Raw genomic sequence first — 18,235 nt, forward strand, 5'->3', positions numbered from 1 at the left:
CCGCTCTCCGTGCCCGGAGGGCTCCGGACGGCCCGCCGTACCCGACCGCCCTGCGGCCGGTACGGCGCTCTGCCCACGGCGCATACGGTGCCATCACCCGTTGCGATGTTCCGAGGAGCACGTCGAAAATGTCGTCCGACTTCTTCATTCCGGACCCGGAGGGTCTGATCCCCAGCGCCGAGGGCTACTTCGGCGCGTTCGGTGGCAAGTTCATCCCGGAGGCGCTGGTCGCCGCCGTGGACGAGGTGGCCGTCGAATACGACAAGGCCAAGGCCGATCCGTCCTTCGCCGCCGAGCTCAACGAGCTCATGGTCAACTACACGGGCCGCCCCAGCGCCCTGACCGAGGTGCCCCGCTTCGCCGAGCACGCCGGGGGGGCCCGCGTCCTCCTCAAGCGCGAGGACCTCAACCACACCGGGTCGCACAAGATCAACAACGTGCTCGGCCAGGCGCTCCTCACCCGGCGGATGGGCAAGACCCGGGTCATCGCGGAGACCGGCGCCGGACAGCACGGTGTCGCGACCGCCACCGCCTGCGCCCTCTTCGGGCTCGAGTGCACCATCTACATGGGCGAGATCGACACCGAGCGGCAGGCGCTGAACGTGGCGCGGATGCGGATGCTCGGGGCCGAGGTCGTCGCCGTGAAGTCCGGCTCCAGGACGCTCAAGGACGCCATCAACGAGGCGTTCCGCGACTGGGTCGCCAACGTCGACCGTACGCACTACCTCTTCGGCACGGTCGCGGGGCCGCACCCCTTCCCGGCGATGGTCCGCGACTTCCACCGGGTGATCGGGGTGGAGGCGCGCCGCCAGATCCTGGAGCGCACCGGCCGGCTGCCCGACGCGGCGGTCGCCTGTGTCGGCGGCGGGTCCAACGCCATCGGGCTCTTCCACGCCTTCATCCCCGACCCGGACGTCCGGCTCATCGGCTGCGAGCCGGCCGGGCACGGGGTGGAGACCGGTGAGCACGCGGCGACCCTGACCGCGGGGGAGCCCGGGATCCTGCACGGTTCCCGCTCCTACGTCCTCCAGGACGACGAGGGCCAGATCACCGAGCCCTACTCCATCTCGGCCGGTCTGGACTACCCGGGCATCGGTCCCGAGCACGCCTACCTCAAGGACGTCGGACGCGGCGAGTACCGCGCGGTCACCGACGACGCCGCCATGCGGGCGCTGCGCCTCCTCTCCCGTACCGAGGGCATCATCCCGGCCATCGAGAGCGCGCACGCGCTGGCCGGGGCCCTGGAGGTCGGCAGGGAGCTCGGCAAGGACGGGCTGATCGTGGTCAACCTGTCCGGCCGGGGCGACAAGGACATGGACACGGCCGCGCGCTACTTCGGTCTGTACGACGGAGCGGACGCGGTCGTCGAAGCCGATGCGGCCGACGGGGACGTGGAGGTCACCAAGTGAGCGGCAACCGAGAACTGCTGAGCGACACCCTGGCCAGGACCGCCTCCGAGGACAGGGCCGCGCTGATCGCCTACCTGCCCGGGGGGTTCCCGACCGTCGAGGGCGGCATCGCCGCGGTGAAGGCGGCCGTCGCGGGCGGCGCCGACGTGATCGAGGTCGGCCTGCCGCACAGCGACCCGGTCCTCGACGGGCCGGTCATCCAGACCGCCGACGACATCGCGCTGCGCGGCGGGGTCCGGATCGCCGACATCCTGCGCACGGTCCGCGAGGCGTACGAGGCGACCGGTGCGCCGATCCTCGTCATGACGTACTGGAACCCCGTCGACCGCTACGGCGTGGAACGCTTCACCGCCGAGCTCGCCGAGGCGGGGGGCGCCGGGTGCATCCTGCCCGACCTGCCGGTCCAGGAGTCCGCGCTGTGGCGGGAGCACGCTGAGAAGCACTCCCTGGCCACCGTCTTCGTCGTCGCCCCGAGCAGCAAGGACGAACGGCTCGCCACCATCACCGCCGCCGGGTCCGGTTTCGTGTACGCCGCCTCCCTGATGGGCGTGACCGGAACCCGGGAGTCCGTCGGTGAGCAGGCTCAGGAGCTGGTGCGCCGCACCCGCGCGGCCGGCGAGCTGCCGGTCTGCGTGGGCATCGGCGTGTCGACCCGTGAGCACGCCCGGCAGGTCGCCGGCTTCGCGGACGGGGTGATCGTCGGATCGGCCTTCGTCAAGCGGATGCTGGACGCCCCGGACGAGGCGGCGGGGCTGGAAGCGGTCCGCGCGCTGGCGGGCGAACTCGCCGAGGGCGTGCGCGGGCGCGGCGTCTGACCGTCATCCTTCCGGGTGGACCTGGGACCGGGGAGGCGCTCGCGCGCCTCCCCGGTTCGTTTGCGCGGTGTGAGTGAGAACAGCCAAGAGCGAAAGAGAACCGCGCGTGACCGGCTCGTCCAGCAGCGTGAGCTGGACCGGGCGCGCGACCGCAGGCGCCGCACCCTGATCGTGTCGGCCGCCGTGGTGGGGGTGCTGGCGTTGGCCGCCGTCGTCGGCCTGATCGCGGCGAACACGGGGAAGGACGGGGGCGGCGGCACGGCGGGCCCGGTGGTGGCCCCGTCCGGGGCGACGGGGAAGGACAGGCTCGCCCTCCGGGTCGGGGCCGGCGACGCCCCGGTGACGCTCACCATCTGGGAGGACTTCCGCTGCCCGGTCTGCGCCCAGTTCGAGAACGCCTTCCGGGAGACCGTCGCGGAGCTGGTGGACAGCGGCCAGGTCAAGGCGGAGTACCACCTGGCCACGATCATCGACGGCAATCTCGGCGGCAGCGGCTCCCTGCGGGCGGCCAACGCCGCCGCCTGCGCGCAGGACGCGGGTGAGTTCGCCGCCTACCACGACGTCCTCTACCGGAACCAGCCCCCCGAGGCCGACGACGCGTTCGGCGACAACGCGAAGCTGATCGAGCTGGCCGGCGAGGTGAAGGGCCTGGACACCCCCGCCTTCCGCGACTGCGTGGAGGACGGCGCACACGACAGCTGGGTCGAGGAGTCGGACAAGGCGTTCTCGGAAGGCGGTTTCCGGGGGACACCGACCGTGCTGCTCGACGGGGAGTCCGTCTTCCCGAAGAAGGGGGACGAGGAGATCTCCGTCGCCCGCCTCAAGAAGTGGGTGGCCGACGCCGGCAGGGGCAAGGAGCCGGGCAGGGTGAGCGGGACCCCTCCCTTGTCCTGAGACCGGACCGCGCCGGGGCGTGGTCCCCGCCGGGGCCGGGGTGCGGATCCTGTCGGGGGCGGGATACGCACCCCACCGGGACCGGGGCGTGGTTCCCACCGGAACCGGGGTGTGTTCCCCACCGGCACGGGCCGGCTTCCGGACCGGTCGGCTCGCGGGCGGACCCTTCGGGCCGGCCGGATCGGGCCGGCCTGATCCGGCCGGTACCGGATCGGGCCGGCCGTTCCGGATCAGGCCGGCCGGCCCCCGGCCCCGGCCGTCCGGGGCTGTGGCCGGCCGGGGCCCTGGTCAGGTGCCGCGCAGGTCCTTGATGCGGTGGATCTTGCCGAGCGAGCGCTCCAGGGTCTCCGGCTCCACGACCGTCACCTCGACGCTCACCCCCACACCGTCCTTCACACCCTGCGCGATCGCCTCCGCCGCCGCCTCGCGCTGCCCGGCCCCGGCCCCGGGCCGGGCCTCGACGCGCACCGTCATCCGGTCCATCCGCCCACGGCGGGTGAGCTCCAGCTGGAAGTGCGGCGCGACGGCGGGCGTGCGCAGCACGATCTCCTCGATCTGGGTGGGGAAGACGTTCACCCCCCGCAGGATGATCATGTCGTCGCTGCGGCCGGTGATCTTCTCGATCCTGCGGAACGCGGGCCGCGCGGTCCCCGGCAGCAGCCGGGTCAGATCACGGGTCCGGTAGCGGATGACCGGCAGCGCCTCCTTGGTGAGGGAGGTGAGGACCAGCTCGCCTCGTTCCCCCTCGGGCAGGACGGCGGTCTCGAAGGGATCGACCACCTCGGGGTAGAAGTGGTCCTCCCAGACGTGCAGACCGTCCTTGGTCTCGGCGCACTCCTGCGCGACGCCGGGGCCCATGACCTCGGAGAGGCCGTATATGTCGACCGCGTGGATGTCCATGCGGTCCTCGATCTCCCGTCGCATCTCCTCCGTCCACGGCTCGGCCCCGAAGATGCCCACCTTCAGGGAGGTGCCGCGCGGGTCGACGCCCTGCCGCTCGAACTCGTCGAGCAGGGTGAGCATGTAGGACGGCGTGACCATGATGATCTCGGGCTCGAAGTCCGTGATGATCTGGACCTGCCGTGCCGTCATGCCGCCGGAGGCCGGGATCACGGTGCATCCGGCGCGCTCGGCCCCGTAGTGCGCCCCCAGGCCGCCGGTGAACAGCCCGTAGCCGTAGGAGATGTGGACCTTGTGCCCGGGGCGCCCGCCCGCCGCCCTGATGGAGCGGGCGACCAGGTCCGCCCAGACGGACAGGTCCCGCTCGGTGTAGCCGACGACCGTGGGGCGGCCGGTGGTGCCGCTGGAGGCGTGGACGCGCCGTACGTCCTCCATGGGCACGGCGAACATGCCGAAGGGGTAGGTCTCCCGCAGGTCGGCCTTGGTGGTGAAGGGGAAACGCGCCAGGTCCTCCGGCGTGCGGCAGTCCTCCGGGGCGACCCCGGCCGCGTCGAACTTCCGCCGGTACAGCTCCACGTTGTCGTACGCGTGACGGAGGGTCGATCTGAGGCGGCCGAGCTGAAGCGCCCTCAGCTCCTGCGCGTCAAGGCGCTCGGCGCCGTCCAGGAGGTCCTCGGGGAGGGCATCCCCCAGGCGGGCGGGGCGGTGCCCCGCGGCCGTCCGCGCCGGAGCCGCCACGCCCTTCGGTTCGGTACTCATCGCGACTCCCTCGTCGTCGTGCCCCGCGTGCCGTCCGCCGCGCCGCCCGGTGTCCCGGCGGTCCGGTGCCGGCCGCCCCCGCTGCGCTGGTGGACCGCTGTGCCGTCCGCCGGGCCGCACCGGCGGCGGACGCCACCGCCGTGGCGCACGTGTTCCGGGGGCGTTCCCGCGGCACGGGCCCGCGCACCGGACCCGTCTGCCGACCGACCATTCGGTCAGCATGCGCCACGGGCTCAGTAATCCAGCCGTGCCCGCCCCGTGTCAAGGGGCCGCGACTCCGCGCCGGCCCGGTCCGGCCGGGGTCTTGCCTGGCGGAGGAAGACGCGTCACACTGGACCGAACGAATGGTCGGTTGGGAAGTTGGTATCGATGACGACGACAGGCCCCGCCGAGGCGCCGCCCCCGGAGCCCGGGCAGAAGCACTTCGACGCGACGATCGCGCGCGACCAGCGGATCGAGCCGCGTGACTGGATGCCGGACGGATACCGGGCAACGCTCATCCGGCAGATCGCCCAGCACGCGCACTCGGAGATCATCGGGATGCAGCCGGAGGGCGAGTGGATCACCCGCGCCCCCTCGCTGCGCCGCAAGGCCGTCCTGCTCGCCAAGGTGCAGGACGAGGCCGGGCACGGCCTGTACCTGTACTCGGCGGCGGAGACGCTCGGCGCGGACCGCGCCGACCTCACCGAGCGGCTGATCGAAGGCCGCCAGAAGTATTCGTCGATCTTCAACTACCCCACGCCGACCTTCGCCGACGTCGGCGTGATCGGCTGGTTCGTCGACGGCGCGGCGATCTGCAACCAGGTGCCGCTCTGCCGCAGCTCGTACGGGCCGTACGCCCGTGCGATGGTGCGGGTCTGCAAGGAGGAGTCCTTCCACCAGCGCCAGGGCTACGAACTGCTGATGACGATGATGCGCGGCACCGAGGCCCAGCGCCGGATGGTGCAGGACGCGGTCGACCGCTGGTGGTGGCCCTCCCTGATGATGTTCGGCCCGCCCGACGACGCCTCGCCCAACTCCGCCCGGTCGATGAGCTGGAAGATCAAGCGGCACAGCAACGACGAACTGCGCCGGCGGTTCGTCGACATGACGGTCCCGCAGGCGGCCGCGCTGGGCGTCACCCTGCCCGACCCCGAGCTCCGCTGGAACGAAGAACGCGGCCACCACGACTTCGGCACCCCCGACTGGGACGAGCTGGCCCGGGTCATCAAGGGCGACGGCCCGTGCAACACCGAGCGGATCCGGCGACGCCGGGCCGCCCACGAGGAGGGCGCCTGGGTGCGCGAGGCGGCCACCGCCCACGCGGCCAAGCAGGCGGCCCGCGACCAGGAAGGAGCGGCGGCATGACCCCCGGCAAGCAGGGCTGGCCCCTGTACGAGGTGTTCGTACGCGGAAAGCGCGGACTCAACCACGTCCACGTCGGTTCGCTGCACGCCGCCGACGACGCGATGGCGCTCACCCACGCCCGCGACCTGTACACCCGGCGCAACGAGGGCGTCAGCATCTGGGTGGTGCGCTCGCAGCACATCGCCGCCTCCACCCGCGACGAGAAGGACCCGTTCTTCGCCCCCAGTGCCGACAAGGTCTACCGGCACCCCACCTTCTACGACATCCCCGACGACATCCCCCACATCTAGGAGCAGGGCATGAGTGACGACCGCGTCCACACGGCCCTCGCCGAGGGGGACCAGGACGGCACCCGGTGGGCGTTCGGCACCGGTTTCGAGGATCCCCTGCACGGCGTGGACACCTCCGTGCCCGAAGACATGGACACCGTGGCGCTGGCCGCACAGTGCGTGGCCCTCGCCGACGACGCCCTGGTCAGCGCCCAGCGGCTCGCCGAATGGATCACCCGGGCACCCGAACTGGAGGAGGAGGTCGCCCTGGCCAACATCGGCCTCGACCTCCTCGGCCAGGCGCGCCTGCTGTACGCCCGGGCCGGCCGGACCGACGGCACCGGCCGTGACGAGGACGCCTACGCCTACCTCCGCGACGCGGACGACTTCCGCAACGTGCGCCTCGCCGAACTCCCGGGCGGTGACTTCGCCTTCACCGTCGTGCGGCTGCTGGTGCTGTCCAGCTGGCGCCTCGCGCACTTCGGGCAGCTCACCGGCCACCGCGACCCGGTGCTGGCGGCCGTCGCCGCCAAGGGCGTCAAGGAACTCGCCTACCACCGCCAGTACGCGGCCGAGTGGACCGTGCGGCTGGGAGACGGCACCGAGGAGTCGCACCGCCGGACGGCCGAGGCGCTGGAGCGGATCGTCCCGTACCTGGGCGAGCTGTTCAGGGCCCACGACGTGCGGGAAGAGGTCCTCGCCGATCTGCGGCAGGTCACGGAGGCGGCAGGGCTGGACCTGCCCGCGAGCAGGCCGCTCCCGGAGAACGGCCGCGACGGCGAACACACCGGACACCTCGCCCCGCTGCTCACCGAACTGCAGAGCGTGGCCCGGGCGCACCCGGGGGCGACATGGTGACCGCCCGGGCCGACTCCCGGCGGGCCCGGCGGATCGCCGAACAGGTCCCGGACCCCGAGCTGCCGATGCTGACCCTGGCCGACCTCGGTGTCCTGCGGGACGTAGAGGTGGGCGAGGACGGCACCGTCGTCGCCGGCCTCACCCCCACCTACTCCGGCTGCCCGGCCATGGCGGAGATGCGCGCGGACGTCGCGGCCCGGCTGCGGGACGCGGGCTACGCCCGGGTGGAGATCCGCACCGTCCTCGACCCGCCGTGGACGAGCGACTGGATCACCGAGACCGGCCGCCGGAAGCTGGCCGAGCACGGCATCGCCCCGCCCGCGGCCGCCCCGCGCGGGCCCGTAGCCCTCGTCCTGTCGCCCACCCGGCGCACGGTGCCCTGCCCGCGGTGCGGTTCGCCGGAGACCGAGGAGACCTCGCGCTTCTCCGCCACGTCCTGCAAAGCGCTCCGGCGCTGCCGCGCCTGCCGTGAGCCGTTCGAGTACGTCAAGGAGATCTGATGGCCCCGCCCGCCCCCGCCACGGCGGTACCCACGCGCCCCCGCCGCCGTCCGGCCTTCCACCGGCTGAGGGTCGCCGCGGTGGAGCCGCTCTGCGCGGACGCCGCCGCCGTCGGCTTCGAGATCCCCGAGGACCTCGCCGAGGAGTTCGCCTTCGCCCCCGGCCAGTCGCTGACCCTGCGGCGCGAGATCGACGGCCGGGACGAACGCCGTTCGTACTCCATCTGCTCGCCGGCCGGTTCCGCGCCCCGTATCGGGGTGCGGGTCGTGCCCGGCGGCCTGTTCTCCTCCTGGCTGGTCCACGACGTACGCCCCGGCGACACCGTCGAGGTGATGGCGCCCACCGGCTCCTTCACCCCCGACCTGGGCACGCCGGGCCACCATGTGCTGATCGCGGCGGGCTCGGGCATCACCCCCATGCTCTCCATCGCCGAATCGGTCCTGGCGGCGGACCTCGCCTCGGCCGTCACCCTCTTCTACGGCAACCGCCGCTCCGGCACGGTGATGTTCGCCGACGAACTGGCGGACCTGAAGGACCTGTACCCGGACCGCTTCCAGCTGGCCCATGTGCTTTCCCGGGAACCCCGCGAGACGGAGATCCTCTCCGGCCGGCTGGACGCCGGGCGGCTCTCCCTCCTCATAGGGGCCCTGGTCGACGTGCGGACGGCGGACCACTGGTGGCTGTGCGGACCGCACGGCATGGTCCGTGACGCCCGGCAGGTCCTGGCCGGTCTCGGTGTCCCCGGGGACCGGGTCCACCAGGAGCTGTTCTTCGCCGACGACGAACCCGTCCACGGGGCCCGCCACGAGGAGGCCGGCCCCGGCGGCCTTGTCAGCGAGGTGACCGTGACCCTCGACGGCCGCTCGACCACCGCCTCCCTGCCCCGGGACCGGACCCTCCTCGACGGCGCCCAGCGCACCCGCCCCGACCTGCCCTTCGCCTGCAAGGGCGGTGTCTGCGGCACCTGCCGGGCCCTGGTGACAGACGGCGAGACGGAGATGCGGCGCAACTTCGCCCTGGAACGGGCCGAGGTCGAGGCCGGTTACGTGCTGACCTGCCAGACCTATCCGGTCTCCGGGAAGCTCTCCGTCGATTACGACAGCTGACGCCGCCGTGACCCCGCCACGGTGCCGGGCCGCCGCCCCGCGGAGGCCCGGCACCCGGCCCGACCCGCGACGAAGTTGCCGCACTGCTTGCCATACGTGCACTCCGGCAAGGTAGCGTCGACCCCGCCATGAACCTTGCCTTCATTCCCAGCCCGTCGACCGGCGTGATCGAGCTCGGCCCGATCCCGCTCCGCGGCTACGCGTTCTGCATCATCATCGGTGTCTTCGTCGCCGTCTGGATCGGCAACAAGCGCTGGATCGCCCGGGGCGGCAAAGCCGGCACCGTCGCCGACATCGCCGTCTGGGCGGTGCCCTTCGGTCTCGTCGGCGGCCGGCTCTACCACGTCGTCACCGACTACCAGCTGTACTTCAGCGACGGCGAGAACTGGGTCGACGCCTTCAAGATCTGGGAGGGCGGCCTCGGTATCTGGGGTGCCATCGCGCTCGGCGCGGTGGGCGCCTGGATCGGCTGCCGCCGCCGCGGGATCCCGCTGCCCGCCTGGGCCGACGCCCTCGCCCCCGGTATCGCCGTCGCCCAGGCCATCGGCCGCTGGGGCAACTGGTTCAACCAGGAGCTGTACGGCAAGCCGACCGACGTGCCGTGGGCGCTGGAGATCAGCGAGGGCGCCAACCGGGTGGCGGGCACCTACCACCCGACCTTCCTGTACGAGTCCCTGTGGTGCGTCGGTGTCGCCCTGCTGGTGATCTGGGCCGACCGCCGCTTCGAGCTGGGACACGGCCGGGCGTTCGCGCTGTACGTCGCCGCGTACTGCGCGGGCCGCGGCTGGATCGAGTACATGCGGGTCGACGAGGCGCACCACGTGCTGGGCCTCCGGCTCAACGTGTGGACGGCGATCATCGTCTTCGCCCTGGCGGTCACCTACATCGTGGTCTCGGCCAAGATCCGGCCCGGCCGCGAGGAGATCGTCGAGCCGGCCGCGGCGGAGCGGGCCGGGGACGGGACCCCGGACGCCGGAAGCGGCGCCGAGGACACCCAGGACACCGAGGGCGCCCCGGACGGCCAGGACACCGGCGGCGGCGCCGGGGGCACGGGAGCGGAGGCACCCGCCGGCGGTGCGGACCCCGGGCCGTCCGACGAGGACACCACCCCGCGGAAGGACGCCTCCCCGCAGAAGGCCGAGAAGAGCTGACGGCTTCCACGCCGCGAAGGGCGGGTGGGCCCGGTTCCCCGGAACCGGACCCACCCGCCCTTCGCGCTGCCCGGGGCCGTCCGCCCCCGTGCGCCCGCACCGTCGCGTCCCCGCGCTCAGCCGGCGTCCCCCCGGTGTGCCAGTGACAGGGTGCGCCGGGCCGTGGCGAGGACCGCCGCGTCCACGAACCGCCCGTCGGGCAGAGCCTGCGCCCCCCGTTCGGTGCGGGCCGCCTCCACGATCTGCTCCGCCGCCTCGATCTCCCGCGCGGTGGGCCGGAACGCCGCCTCGATCACCGGGAGCTGCCGGGGATGGATCGCGGCCCGGCCCAGCAGGCCCAGCCCCCGGCCGTGCCGGCAGGAGTCCCGCAGCCCCGCGAGGTCCCGCACGTCGGGGAAGACCGACATGACCGGCGGGGCCAGCCCGGCCGCCCGGGCGGCGACCACCACCCGGCTGCGCGGCCAGTCGAGCCCGGTGTCGTCCCGTACGCCCAGGTCGGCCCGCAGGTCCGCCTCGCCCAGGGCGACGCCCCGTACGCCGGGATGGGCGCCCGCGATCGAGTACGCGTGCTCGACGGCCAGCGCCGACTCCAGCAGCGGGTACAGCCCGACCCCCGGTGCCAGCGCGGCGACATGGTGCACCGACGCCGCGTGCGTGATCTTCGGGAGCCGTATCCCGGCCAGCCCCGGCAGCGCGGCCAGCGCCCGTACGTCGTCCTCCCCGTGGACCCTGACATGGACGGGGACCCCCGCCGGGTCCGCCGTGAGGGGATCGGACAGGAGCTCCGCGGTCGCCGCCCTCGCGTACTCCTTGCGGTCCGGCGCGACCGCGTCCTCCAGATCGACGATCACCACGTCCGCCCCCGCGCCGAGCGCCTTGCGCACCACTTCGGGCCGGTCCCCGGGGACGTACAGCCAGGTGAGCGCCACGGCCGCGGGGCCCGCGGCACCTGCCGGGCCGCCCGCCGCGCCCCCGGCCGGTCCGGGGGCCCGGACCCTCACAGCACCCCGTCCGCGCGCAGGGAGGAGATCCGCTCCGCGGACAGGCCCAGTTCCGCCAGGATCTCCTCCGTGTCCGCGCCGTGCGGACGGCCCGCCCAGCGGATCGCCCCCGGTGTGCCCGACAGCCGGAACAGCACGTTCTGCATCCTGAGCGGTCCCAGCTCCGGGTCGTCCACCTCGACGAGGGTGCCCAGGGCCCGGTACTGGGGGTCCTCCATGACGTCCCGGACGTCCTGGACCGGTGCGATCGCCGCCTCGGCCTTCTCGAACGCGGACACCGCCTCCTCCCGGGTGCGCCGGGAGACCCAGTGACCGACTGCCTCGTCCAGTTCGCCGGCGTGTTCGGCCCGGCCCGTCCCGGAGGCGAACCACGGCTCCTCGGTCAGCTCCGGCCGCCCCACCAGCCGCATCACCCGCTCCGCGACCGACTGGGCCGAGGTGGAGACCGCCACCCAGTGCCCGTCGGCGGTCCGGTAGGTGTTGCGGGGCGCGTTGTTGCGGGAGCGGTTGCCGGTGCGCGGCTGGACGTAGCCGAGCTGGTCGTACCAGAGCGGCTGCGGCCCCAGCACCGTCAGGATCGGTTCGATGATCGCCATGTCGACCACCTGGCCCTCGCCCGTCCGGTCGCGCCCGGCCAGGGCCGTCATCACCGCGTACGCCGTCGCGAGCGCCGCGATCGAGTCGGCGAGCCCGAACGGCGGGAGGGTCGGCGGGCCGTCCGGTTCGCCGGTGACCGCGGCGAACCCGCTCATCGCCTCGGCGAGGGTGCCGAAACCGGGGCGGCGGGCGTACGGGCCGAACTGGCCGAAGCCGGTGACCCGGGTCAGCACCAGGCGGGGATTGACGGCCCGCAGCTCCTCCCAGCCCAGCCCCCAGCGCTCCAGGGTCCCGGGCCGGAAGTTCTCGACGACCACGTCGGCCTCCGCGGCCAGCCGCAGCAGGACGTCCCGCCCGCCGGGGCAGGACAGGTCCAGCGTCATGGTGCGCTTGTTGCGGCCGAGCAGTTTCCACCACAGGCCGACCCCGTCCTTCGCGGGACCGTGCCCCCGGGAAGGGTCCGGCTTGAGCGGATGCTCGATCTTGACGACCTCGGCACCGAAGTCACCGAGCATGGTGGCCGCGAGCGGCCCGGCGAAGAGCGTGGCGAGGTCCAGGACCCGCAGACCGGCCAGGGGGGCGACGGACTCGTTCACGCCGCCTCGGTCCCACCGCGGCGGGGCAGGGACGCCGAGGCGCCGGGCCGCCGGACGCAGAGCGCGGCCGAGGCCGAGGCCAGGGACTCCGGCACGGCCCGGCCCTCGGCCAGTGCTGCCGCGAGGGTGCCCACGAAGGCGTCCCCGGCGCCGGCCGTGCCGGCCGCGGTGGCCTCCGGAGCCGGGAACAGGACGGGCTCCTCGCCCCTCGCCGCGTACAGGCAGCCCCGGGCGCCGAGGGTGACGACCACCTCCGGGACCTGCCGCAGGAGGATCTGCGCGGCGGCGTGCGGATCACCGAAACCGGTGAGCGCGGCCGCCTCGTGCTCGTCGGGGACCAGCAGGCCGACCGCGTCCAGCAGCCCCTCGGGCAGCGGCCGTACGGGGGAGGGCGTCAGGACGGTCCGTACGCCCAGGGAACGCGCGGCGCGTGCCGCGTCGGTCACCGCGGCCGCCGGGAGTTCCAGCTGGAGCAGGAGGAGGCCGGCCGACGCGATGGCGGCACGCTCGCCGGGGCCGAGTCCGGTGACCGTGCCGTTGGCGCCGGGGACCACCACGGCCGAGCGGGCGCCCCCGTCGTCCACGACGATGTGCGCGGTACCGCTGGGGCCCGGGACGGTGTGCAGCAGGCCCGTGTCCACACCGGCCTGTTCCAGGTGCGCCCGCAGCAGCGGGCCGTACCCGTCGGTGCCGACCGCGCCGATCATCACCACCTCCCCGCCGGCCCGGGCGGCGGCGACGGCCTGGCCGGTCCCCTTGCCGCCGGGTACGGCCGCGAACTCGCGGCCCGTGACGGTCTCCCCGCGCCCGGGCGCCCGGGCGACGTGGGCGACCAGGTCCATGCTGGTGCCGCCGAGCACCACGATCACTGTCATGGGCGGTGTACCTCCTGGTGGGTGAGAGCGGCGAGGGAGTCGAATCCGATGCCGTCGAATCCGGCGACGGACGTGGCGAGACGGTTCTTGAGCGGGGCCGTCCACCTCTCCGGCAGGGCGTCGGGCCGCCCGGCCAGCAGCCCCGCGAGGGAGCCGGCCGTGGCCCCGTTGGAGTCCGTGTCCCAGCCGCCGGACACCGCCAGGCAGACGGACCTGCCGAAGTCGCCGTCCGCGCGGGTGAGCGCGGCGGCCAGCAGCGCGGCGTTCGGCAGGACGTGCACCCAGTGATGGGTGGCGGCGTAGACGGCGTGCAGCCGGTCCACGACGGTGTCGAACCCCTCCTCCTCCCGGGCCGCCGCGATGCCCAGGCGCACCGCGCGGGCGTAGCGGGAGCGGGGCGGCACCACCCGCAGCCCGGCCGCGAGGCACCCGTGGACGTCGCTCTCGCCCCCCGCCGCCTCGGCGAGCGCGGCCGCGGTGAACATCGCCCCGTACACCCCGTTCGCCGTGTGGGACAGGACCGCGTCCCGGTGGGCCTGTCCGGCGGCCCCGCCCGGGTCGCCGGGGTGCGTCCAGCCGTGCACGTCCGCCCGGATCTGGGCGCCGATCCACTCCCGGAAGGGGTTGCGGTACCGGGCGGTGTCCGGCGGTTCGAGTCCCGCGAGGAGGTTGCGGTACGCGAGGCGCTCGGCGGTGAAGACCCGGCCCGCCGGGAGTTCGTCCAGCCACAGCCGGGCGACGTCACCGGTGGTGAACCCCCGGCCGTGGCGCCGGTACAGCAGCAGCGCCAGCAGGGGGTAGTTGAGGTCGTCGTCCTCCGGCATCCCGTCGATGTTCCCGGCGAGCGAGGTGGCCGCCGAACGCCGGTTCCACGGGTAGGCGGCGGCCAGTTCGCCGGGCAGCCCGCGGTCGGTGAACCAGGTGTCCAGCGGCCAGTTGCCGGTGGCCCGCGCCAGTGCGCGGATGCCCTCCAGGGGGAGCTTCTCGACCGGCTTGCCCAGCAGGCAGCCGGCCGCCCGGCCCAGCCAGGCGGCGTGCAGCCGCGCCGGCCCGAGCGGTACCGGGCCGTCCGGGCGGGCCGGCCACCGGGGGCAGGCGTCCCGGATCGCCGCCAGCTCCGTCGGCTCGTCATCCGCCGACGGGTTCTCCAGCAGGGCGAGTTCGTCCAGCAGCTGCCCGGCCAGCGCACGCAGCCCGGGCGGCGCCGGGGCCGCGGAGGCGCCCGCCCGCTCCGGCGCGGGGGAGCCGCCCGCCGCGTACCAGCGCCGCTCGACCCCGGACGCGTCCCGGCCGTCGAGCGCCGCCTGGCGCAGCTCATGGCCCACCAGGTCCTCCGGCTGCGCCCAGGTCAGGCGTACGGTCATCGCGGGCCGGCCAGCGCGGCGAACGCCGACTCGTGGGCCCGGCGGCGGGCGGTGTCCCGGCCGAAGACCTCACGGGCCACCTCCGCCAGAGTCCTGGCCGGTGCGTGCAGGTCCAGGCGGCTGGCGTCGGCGACCGTCTTCGCCCACTCGCCGGGGACCGCCCGCTCGCCGTGCAGCGCGCCCGCGATCGCCCCGCTCATCGTCGCGATGGAGTCGCAGTCCCGGCCGTAGTTGACCGATCCGAGCACCGCGTGCCGGTAGTCGCCGCCGGCCACCAGCAGCATGCCGAGCGCCACGGGCAGCTCCTCGACCGCGTGCAGCCGGGACGGCCGCCGGGCACCGAGCGAGGGGTCGCGGTAGTGCGGGCCCACCGTGTCGAAGGGCGCCACCGCGGCCCGTAGCGGAGCCAGCGCCGACTCGAAGTCCGTGTGGCCCGAGGCGGCTTCGCAGACCGCCTCGATCGCCGCGCGCGTCCCGTCCTTGGCGAGCGCCAGGCAGGTGTCGACGACGGAGGAGGGCGTCGCCCCCGGCACGCAGGCCGCGGCCACGGCGGCCGCGAGGACCCCGGCCGCCTCCCGCCCGTACGAGGACTGGTGCGCTCCGGCGACGTCCAGTGCCTCGGCGTACGCCGCCCGGGGGTGGGCAGCGTTCACCAGGCCGACCGGCGCCATGTACATCGCCGCACCGCAGTTGACGATGTTCCCGGAGCCCGCCTCACGGGGGTCGGCGTGCCCGTAGTGCAGCCGTGTGACGATCCACTTCTCGGCGAGGAAGATCCGCTGGAGGGGCAGCGCCTCGGCCTCCAGCTCCGGGATCCAGCGGGGGCGCGACATCAGGTCGGGCACGAGGTGGTCGGCGACCGCGTACGCGTCGAGGTGGTCGCGCACGGTGTCGTAGACCCGCACCAGCGCGTGGGTCATCAAGGTGTCGTCGGTGACGTGCCCGTCACCCTTGTGGTACGGGGCGATCGGCCGCGCGGTGCGCCAGTCGTCGCCGTGCCAGGGGCCCACGACGCCCCTCACCCGGCCGCCGTGGCGCTCGGCGATCTGCTGCGGGGTCCAGCCCTCGACGGGGCCGCCGAGCGCGTCGCCGACGGCCGCCCCGACGAGTGCGCCGGTGATGCGTTCATCCAGGGTGAGCGTCGTGGTGTCCGGCCCGGCCACTGCGGGCGTTCTGGGTGTCATGCCGGAATTGTCCACCCGGGGTGGCCGGTTCCGTGGCTGCCAGCATCCCGGCGAGTTCGATCAGGTCCGTTCCGGCGAACAGCGGCAGCGCGCAGCCGGCCAGGGTGCGGCAGGACTCCCGCCAGCCCGCCGGGACGGTGCCCGCCCCGCCCAGGGCGCCGGTCAGCGCACCGGCCAGGGCGGGCGCCGAGTCGGCGACCCGCGACAGGCAGGCCGCCGCGGGCACCGCCTGGGCGAACCGGCCCCGGGCCGCGGTCGCCAGGGCCAGGGCGACGGGCACGGTCTCGGCGGCGGCGATCCCGTAGCTGTAGACGTGGTCGACGATCTGGTGCTCCAGCACGGGCACCAGGGCGAAGGCCCCGTCCGGCTCGCCCGCGAACTCCCGGGCCAGACGCACCGCGTGGACCGCGTTCCGGGCGATCTCGGTTCCCTCGGGCAGTTGTCCGAGCGCGGCGTCCACCGCGGTGGTGACGTCCGCCCCGGCCAGCGCCTCGGCGATCGCGGCGGCGATCGCGCGGGCACCGTGCACCCCGTCGCCGTCCTGCGTGTAGCGGGCGTCGAACTCGGCGAGCCCCGCCGCTGCGGCCGGGTCCCCGGGGTGCACCACCGCGAGGACCGCGGCCCGCACACAGGCCGCGTCGTCGAAGTAGTGCGGGTTGTCGTGACCGGTGGCGGGCGGGCGCAGCCCGGCGGCGAGGTTGCCCAGCCCGGCCCGTACCGAGATCCGTGCCCGCAGCGGCAGCACGGCGGACTCCACCTCGGGCGCCCGGGCGCTGGCGGCGGCGACCTTCGCGGCCAGCGCGTTCCAGGACCGGTCGACCGCGTCCCGCATCCGCCGCCCGGGGGACAGGCCCGGCGCGTGGCAGGCCGCCGCGGCCAGCACCGTCCGGGCGGTGAAGGCGGCCCACTCGGCGTCGTCGGACGGCCCGAGCCGGAGGGGTTCGGGCGGCTGGTTCAGCGCGATCGGCACGGGGAGCGTGGTCGTCGCGTTCTGCTCGGCGAAGGTGTCCAGCTCCCGGGTGAGCCGCCGGGTCCACTCGGGCATCCGGGCCGCCCGGTGCCGTGCGGCGGGCCACCCCGCGGCGTCCCCCGCCGCCAGGCCGAGCAGCAGCCCCTCGGTCCGGGCCCGCCGGCCGGGGGCGGGCGTACGGGGCCGCGGGCCCTCCCGGCCCTCCCCGCCCGCCGGGCGCGTCCCGGTGCCGGCGGCGCCCGTGCGGGCGGTCATCGGACAGCCCCCGGACCGGCGGCGCCGGTGGCGGCCGTGGCCGCCGGTCCGGGCACGGCCTGCGGGGCGGCCGTGAAGGCCCCCGGACCGGCGAGAGCCCCGGCACCGGCCGCCCCGCCGTGCCAGGAAGGCGTCCCGGGCCCGCCGTGCCAGGAAGGCGTGCCCGTCCCGCCGTGCCATGAAGGCGCCCCCGTCCCGCCGCGTCCGGGAGGCGCCCCGGGCCCGCCGGGGTCGTCAGGGTCGTCCGGGGTCAGCAGCCCCGCGATGTCCAGCACGTGATACCCCCGCATCGACGGCAGGCAGCTTCCCCGGACCGGCCCGATCGCCGACGCCCAGTCCCGGGGGATCACCGACGCGCCGTGCAGCGCCCCCGCGAGCGCCCCCGCCACCGCCGCCGTCGTATCGGCGTCCCGCCCCATGTTCACCGCCGTCAGCACCGCCGTACGGAAATCGCCCCGCGCCGCCGTGAACGCGCCGAAGGCCAGGCCGACCGCCTCCGGTGCCAGGTCCGTCCAGGGGTAGCCGCCGATCACCACGGCCGAGCGCACCGCCCGTTCCCCGGTCAGCCGGTCCGGGTACGAGTGCTGCGCCGCGGTCACCGCGCGCCGCAGCGAGCGGGCCGTCCAGGAGTCCATCGGTACGACCGAGAGGGCGGCGGCCACCACCGAGGCGGGGCCCGCCCCCACCATCGCGGCGGCCACCCCGGCCGCCACCGCCTGCCCGCCGTAGATGCCCTCGCCGTCATGGCTGACCTGGCCGTCCACCGCGACCAGCCGGGCCGCCTCGGCCGGCCGGCCGGCCGCGAACACCCCGAACGGCGCAGCCCGCATGGCCAGCCCGTCGCTCCAGGCGTGCCGGTGCTGGGCCGAGATCGGGGCGGCGAGCCCGCGCCGCAGGTTCTCCAGCGTGCCGCGCTCGCTGAACCCGGCGCCCCGGAAGGGGCCTTCGTCCAGATCGGCGATCCAGCGGTGCCAGGCCCGTTCCACATGGGAGACGGTCAGCGCCGAACCGTGCCGGGCCAGCAGCAGCCCCGAGAAGATCGCGTACTCGGTGTCGTCCGTCCCCGCCGGGTCGTCACTGACGAAGCCCGTGATACGGCCCCAGCGGCGGCGGATCTCCGAGGGCCGCATGTTCTCCGCCGGGGCGCCCAGCGCGTCCCCGACCGCCAGCCCCAGCAGGGCCCCCCGCGCCCGGTCGGCCCTCCCGGCCGCCGCCGTCCCGCACCCCGCGGGGCCGCCGGGCGGCGTGCCCCCGCGCCGCTCCGCCGGACCGTCCGTCCTCAGCTCCATCGCGTCGACCTTTCGCTCGTGCGGAGCCATCCGCAGAGTGGTCCCCGCGGCCGCGCGGACCACCTGTGCGATGTGTCCCCCGCAGCCCCCGGTCCC

The 18,235-nt window shown here is 74.9% G+C and carries 17 protein-coding genes; 9 read left to right on the forward strand and 8 right to left on the reverse strand.

The genetic code is table 11. The annotated features are described in order from the left end of the window. Nucleotides 1-128 precede the first annotated feature (128 nt). The 3 genes from trpB to CP967_RS25825 all read left to right on the forward strand — a co-directional run bounded on the left by trpB (nucleotide 129) and on the right by CP967_RS25825 (nucleotide 3,118). Complete coding sequence (gene trpB, locus CP967_RS25815; protein ID WP_150490272.1) at nucleotides 129-1,409, forward strand: tryptophan synthase subunit beta; 1,281 nt, start codon at nucleotides 129-131, stop codon at nucleotides 1,407-1,409. After that, nucleotides 1,406-2,224, forward strand: a complete 819-nt coding sequence (gene trpA, locus CP967_RS25820; protein ID WP_150490273.1) for a tryptophan synthase subunit alpha — start codon at nucleotides 1,406-1,408, stop codon at nucleotides 2,222-2,224. Before trpB ends, trpA begins: the two co-directional genes overlap by 4 nt. Before the next feature lie 69 nt (nucleotides 2,225-2,293). After that, a complete protein-coding gene (locus CP967_RS25825) occupies nucleotides 2,294-3,118 on the forward strand; it encodes a DsbA family protein (RefSeq protein WP_150490274.1) in 825 nt (274 codons plus the stop codon). Nucleotides 3,119-3,406: 288 nt separating this feature from the next. Here the strand turns inward: CP967_RS25825 and paaK are convergent, their stop codons facing one another. Continuing rightward, nucleotides 3,407-4,777 (reverse strand): phenylacetate--CoA ligase PaaK, encoded by a 1,371-nt coding sequence (gene paaK / locus CP967_RS25830; RefSeq protein WP_150490275.1) that lies wholly within the window; start codon nucleotides 4,775-4,777, stop codon nucleotides 3,407-3,409. Between the two features lie 369 nt (nucleotides 4,778-5,146). Here paaK and paaA point away from each other — a divergent pair, with 369 nt between their 5' ends. The 6 genes from paaA to lgt all read left to right on the forward strand — a co-directional run bounded on the left by paaA (nucleotide 5,147) and on the right by lgt (nucleotide 10,008). Then, nucleotides 5,147-6,124, forward strand: coding sequence for a 1,2-phenylacetyl-CoA epoxidase subunit PaaA (paaA, locus tag CP967_RS25835; RefSeq protein WP_150490276.1), 978 nt, complete (start codon nucleotides 5,147-5,149; stop codon nucleotides 6,122-6,124). Continuing rightward, the gene (gene paaB / locus CP967_RS25840; RefSeq protein WP_150490277.1) at nucleotides 6,121-6,414 is read left to right on the forward strand and encodes a 1,2-phenylacetyl-CoA epoxidase subunit PaaB; all 294 of its coding nucleotides are present in this window, start codon (nucleotides 6,121-6,123) and stop codon (nucleotides 6,412-6,414) included. The genes paaA and paaB overlap by 4 nt, the downstream gene beginning before the upstream one ends. 9 nt (nucleotides 6,415-6,423) lie before the next feature. After that, the gene (paaC, locus tag CP967_RS25845; protein ID WP_150490278.1) at nucleotides 6,424-7,251 is read left to right on the forward strand and encodes a 1,2-phenylacetyl-CoA epoxidase subunit PaaC; all 828 of its coding nucleotides are present in this window, start codon (nucleotides 6,424-6,426) and stop codon (nucleotides 7,249-7,251) included. Next, complete coding sequence (paaD, locus tag CP967_RS25850) at nucleotides 7,245-7,751, forward strand: 1,2-phenylacetyl-CoA epoxidase subunit PaaD (RefSeq protein ID WP_150490279.1); 507 nt, start codon at nucleotides 7,245-7,247, stop codon at nucleotides 7,749-7,751. The genes paaC and paaD overlap by 7 nt, the downstream gene beginning before the upstream one ends. Continuing rightward, nucleotides 7,751-8,857: a 1,2-phenylacetyl-CoA epoxidase subunit PaaE gene (gene paaE, locus CP967_RS25855; RefSeq protein WP_150490280.1), complete on the forward strand. Its 1,107-nt coding sequence runs from the start codon at nucleotides 7,751-7,753 to the stop codon at nucleotides 8,855-8,857. The genes paaD and paaE overlap by 1 nt, the downstream gene beginning before the upstream one ends. Nucleotides 8,858-8,985: 128 nt before the next feature. After that, nucleotides 8,986-10,008 carry a prolipoprotein diacylglyceryl transferase gene (gene lgt, locus CP967_RS25860; protein WP_150490281.1) on the forward strand — a complete coding sequence of 341 codons (1,023 nt, stop codon included), beginning with the start codon at nucleotides 8,986-8,988 and terminating at the stop codon, nucleotides 10,006-10,008. 116 nt (nucleotides 10,009-10,124) lie between these two features. On the opposite strand, the gene CP967_RS25865 is transcribed toward lgt, so the two are convergent. From CP967_RS25865 to CP967_RS25895, 7 genes are all read right to left on the reverse strand, one after another. Further along, a complete protein-coding gene (locus CP967_RS25865; protein WP_150492052.1) occupies nucleotides 10,125-10,937 on the reverse strand; it encodes an HpcH/HpaI aldolase/citrate lyase family protein in 813 nt (270 codons plus the stop codon). Between the two features lie 68 nt (nucleotides 10,938-11,005). Then, nucleotides 11,006-12,202, reverse strand: coding sequence for a CaiB/BaiF CoA transferase family protein (locus CP967_RS25870; protein WP_150490282.1), 1,197 nt, complete (start codon nucleotides 12,200-12,202; stop codon nucleotides 11,006-11,008). Further along, complete coding sequence (locus tag CP967_RS25875; RefSeq protein WP_150490283.1) at nucleotides 12,199-13,077, reverse strand: ribokinase; 879 nt, start codon at nucleotides 13,075-13,077, stop codon at nucleotides 12,199-12,201. The genes CP967_RS25870 and CP967_RS25875 overlap by 4 nt, the downstream gene beginning before the upstream one ends. Further along, complete coding sequence (locus CP967_RS25880) at nucleotides 13,074-14,441, reverse strand: ADP-ribosylglycohydrolase family protein (RefSeq protein ID WP_150490284.1); 1,368 nt, start codon at nucleotides 14,439-14,441, stop codon at nucleotides 13,074-13,076. The genes CP967_RS25875 and CP967_RS25880 overlap by 4 nt, the downstream gene beginning before the upstream one ends. Then, nucleotides 14,438-15,625, reverse strand: coding sequence for an ADP-ribosylglycohydrolase family protein (locus CP967_RS25885; protein ID WP_150490285.1), 1,188 nt, complete (start codon nucleotides 15,623-15,625; stop codon nucleotides 14,438-14,440). The genes CP967_RS25880 and CP967_RS25885 overlap by 4 nt, the downstream gene beginning before the upstream one ends. After that, a complete protein-coding gene (locus CP967_RS25890; protein ID WP_229888318.1) occupies nucleotides 15,567-16,850 on the reverse strand; it encodes an ADP-ribosylglycohydrolase family protein in 1,284 nt (427 codons plus the stop codon). The genes CP967_RS25885 and CP967_RS25890 overlap by 59 nt, the downstream gene beginning before the upstream one ends. Beyond that, the gene (locus tag CP967_RS25895; protein WP_229888328.1) at nucleotides 16,847-18,139 is read right to left on the reverse strand and encodes an ADP-ribosylglycohydrolase family protein; all 1,293 of its coding nucleotides are present in this window, start codon (nucleotides 18,137-18,139) and stop codon (nucleotides 16,847-16,849) included. The genes CP967_RS25890 and CP967_RS25895 overlap by 4 nt, the downstream gene beginning before the upstream one ends. Nucleotides 18,140-18,235 lie beyond the last annotated feature (96 nt).

It is taken from the genome of Streptomyces nitrosporeus (assembly GCF_008704555.1).
GTDB classification, from domain to species: domain Bacteria; phylum Actinomycetota; class Actinomycetes; order Streptomycetales; family Streptomycetaceae; genus Streptomyces; species Streptomyces nitrosporeus.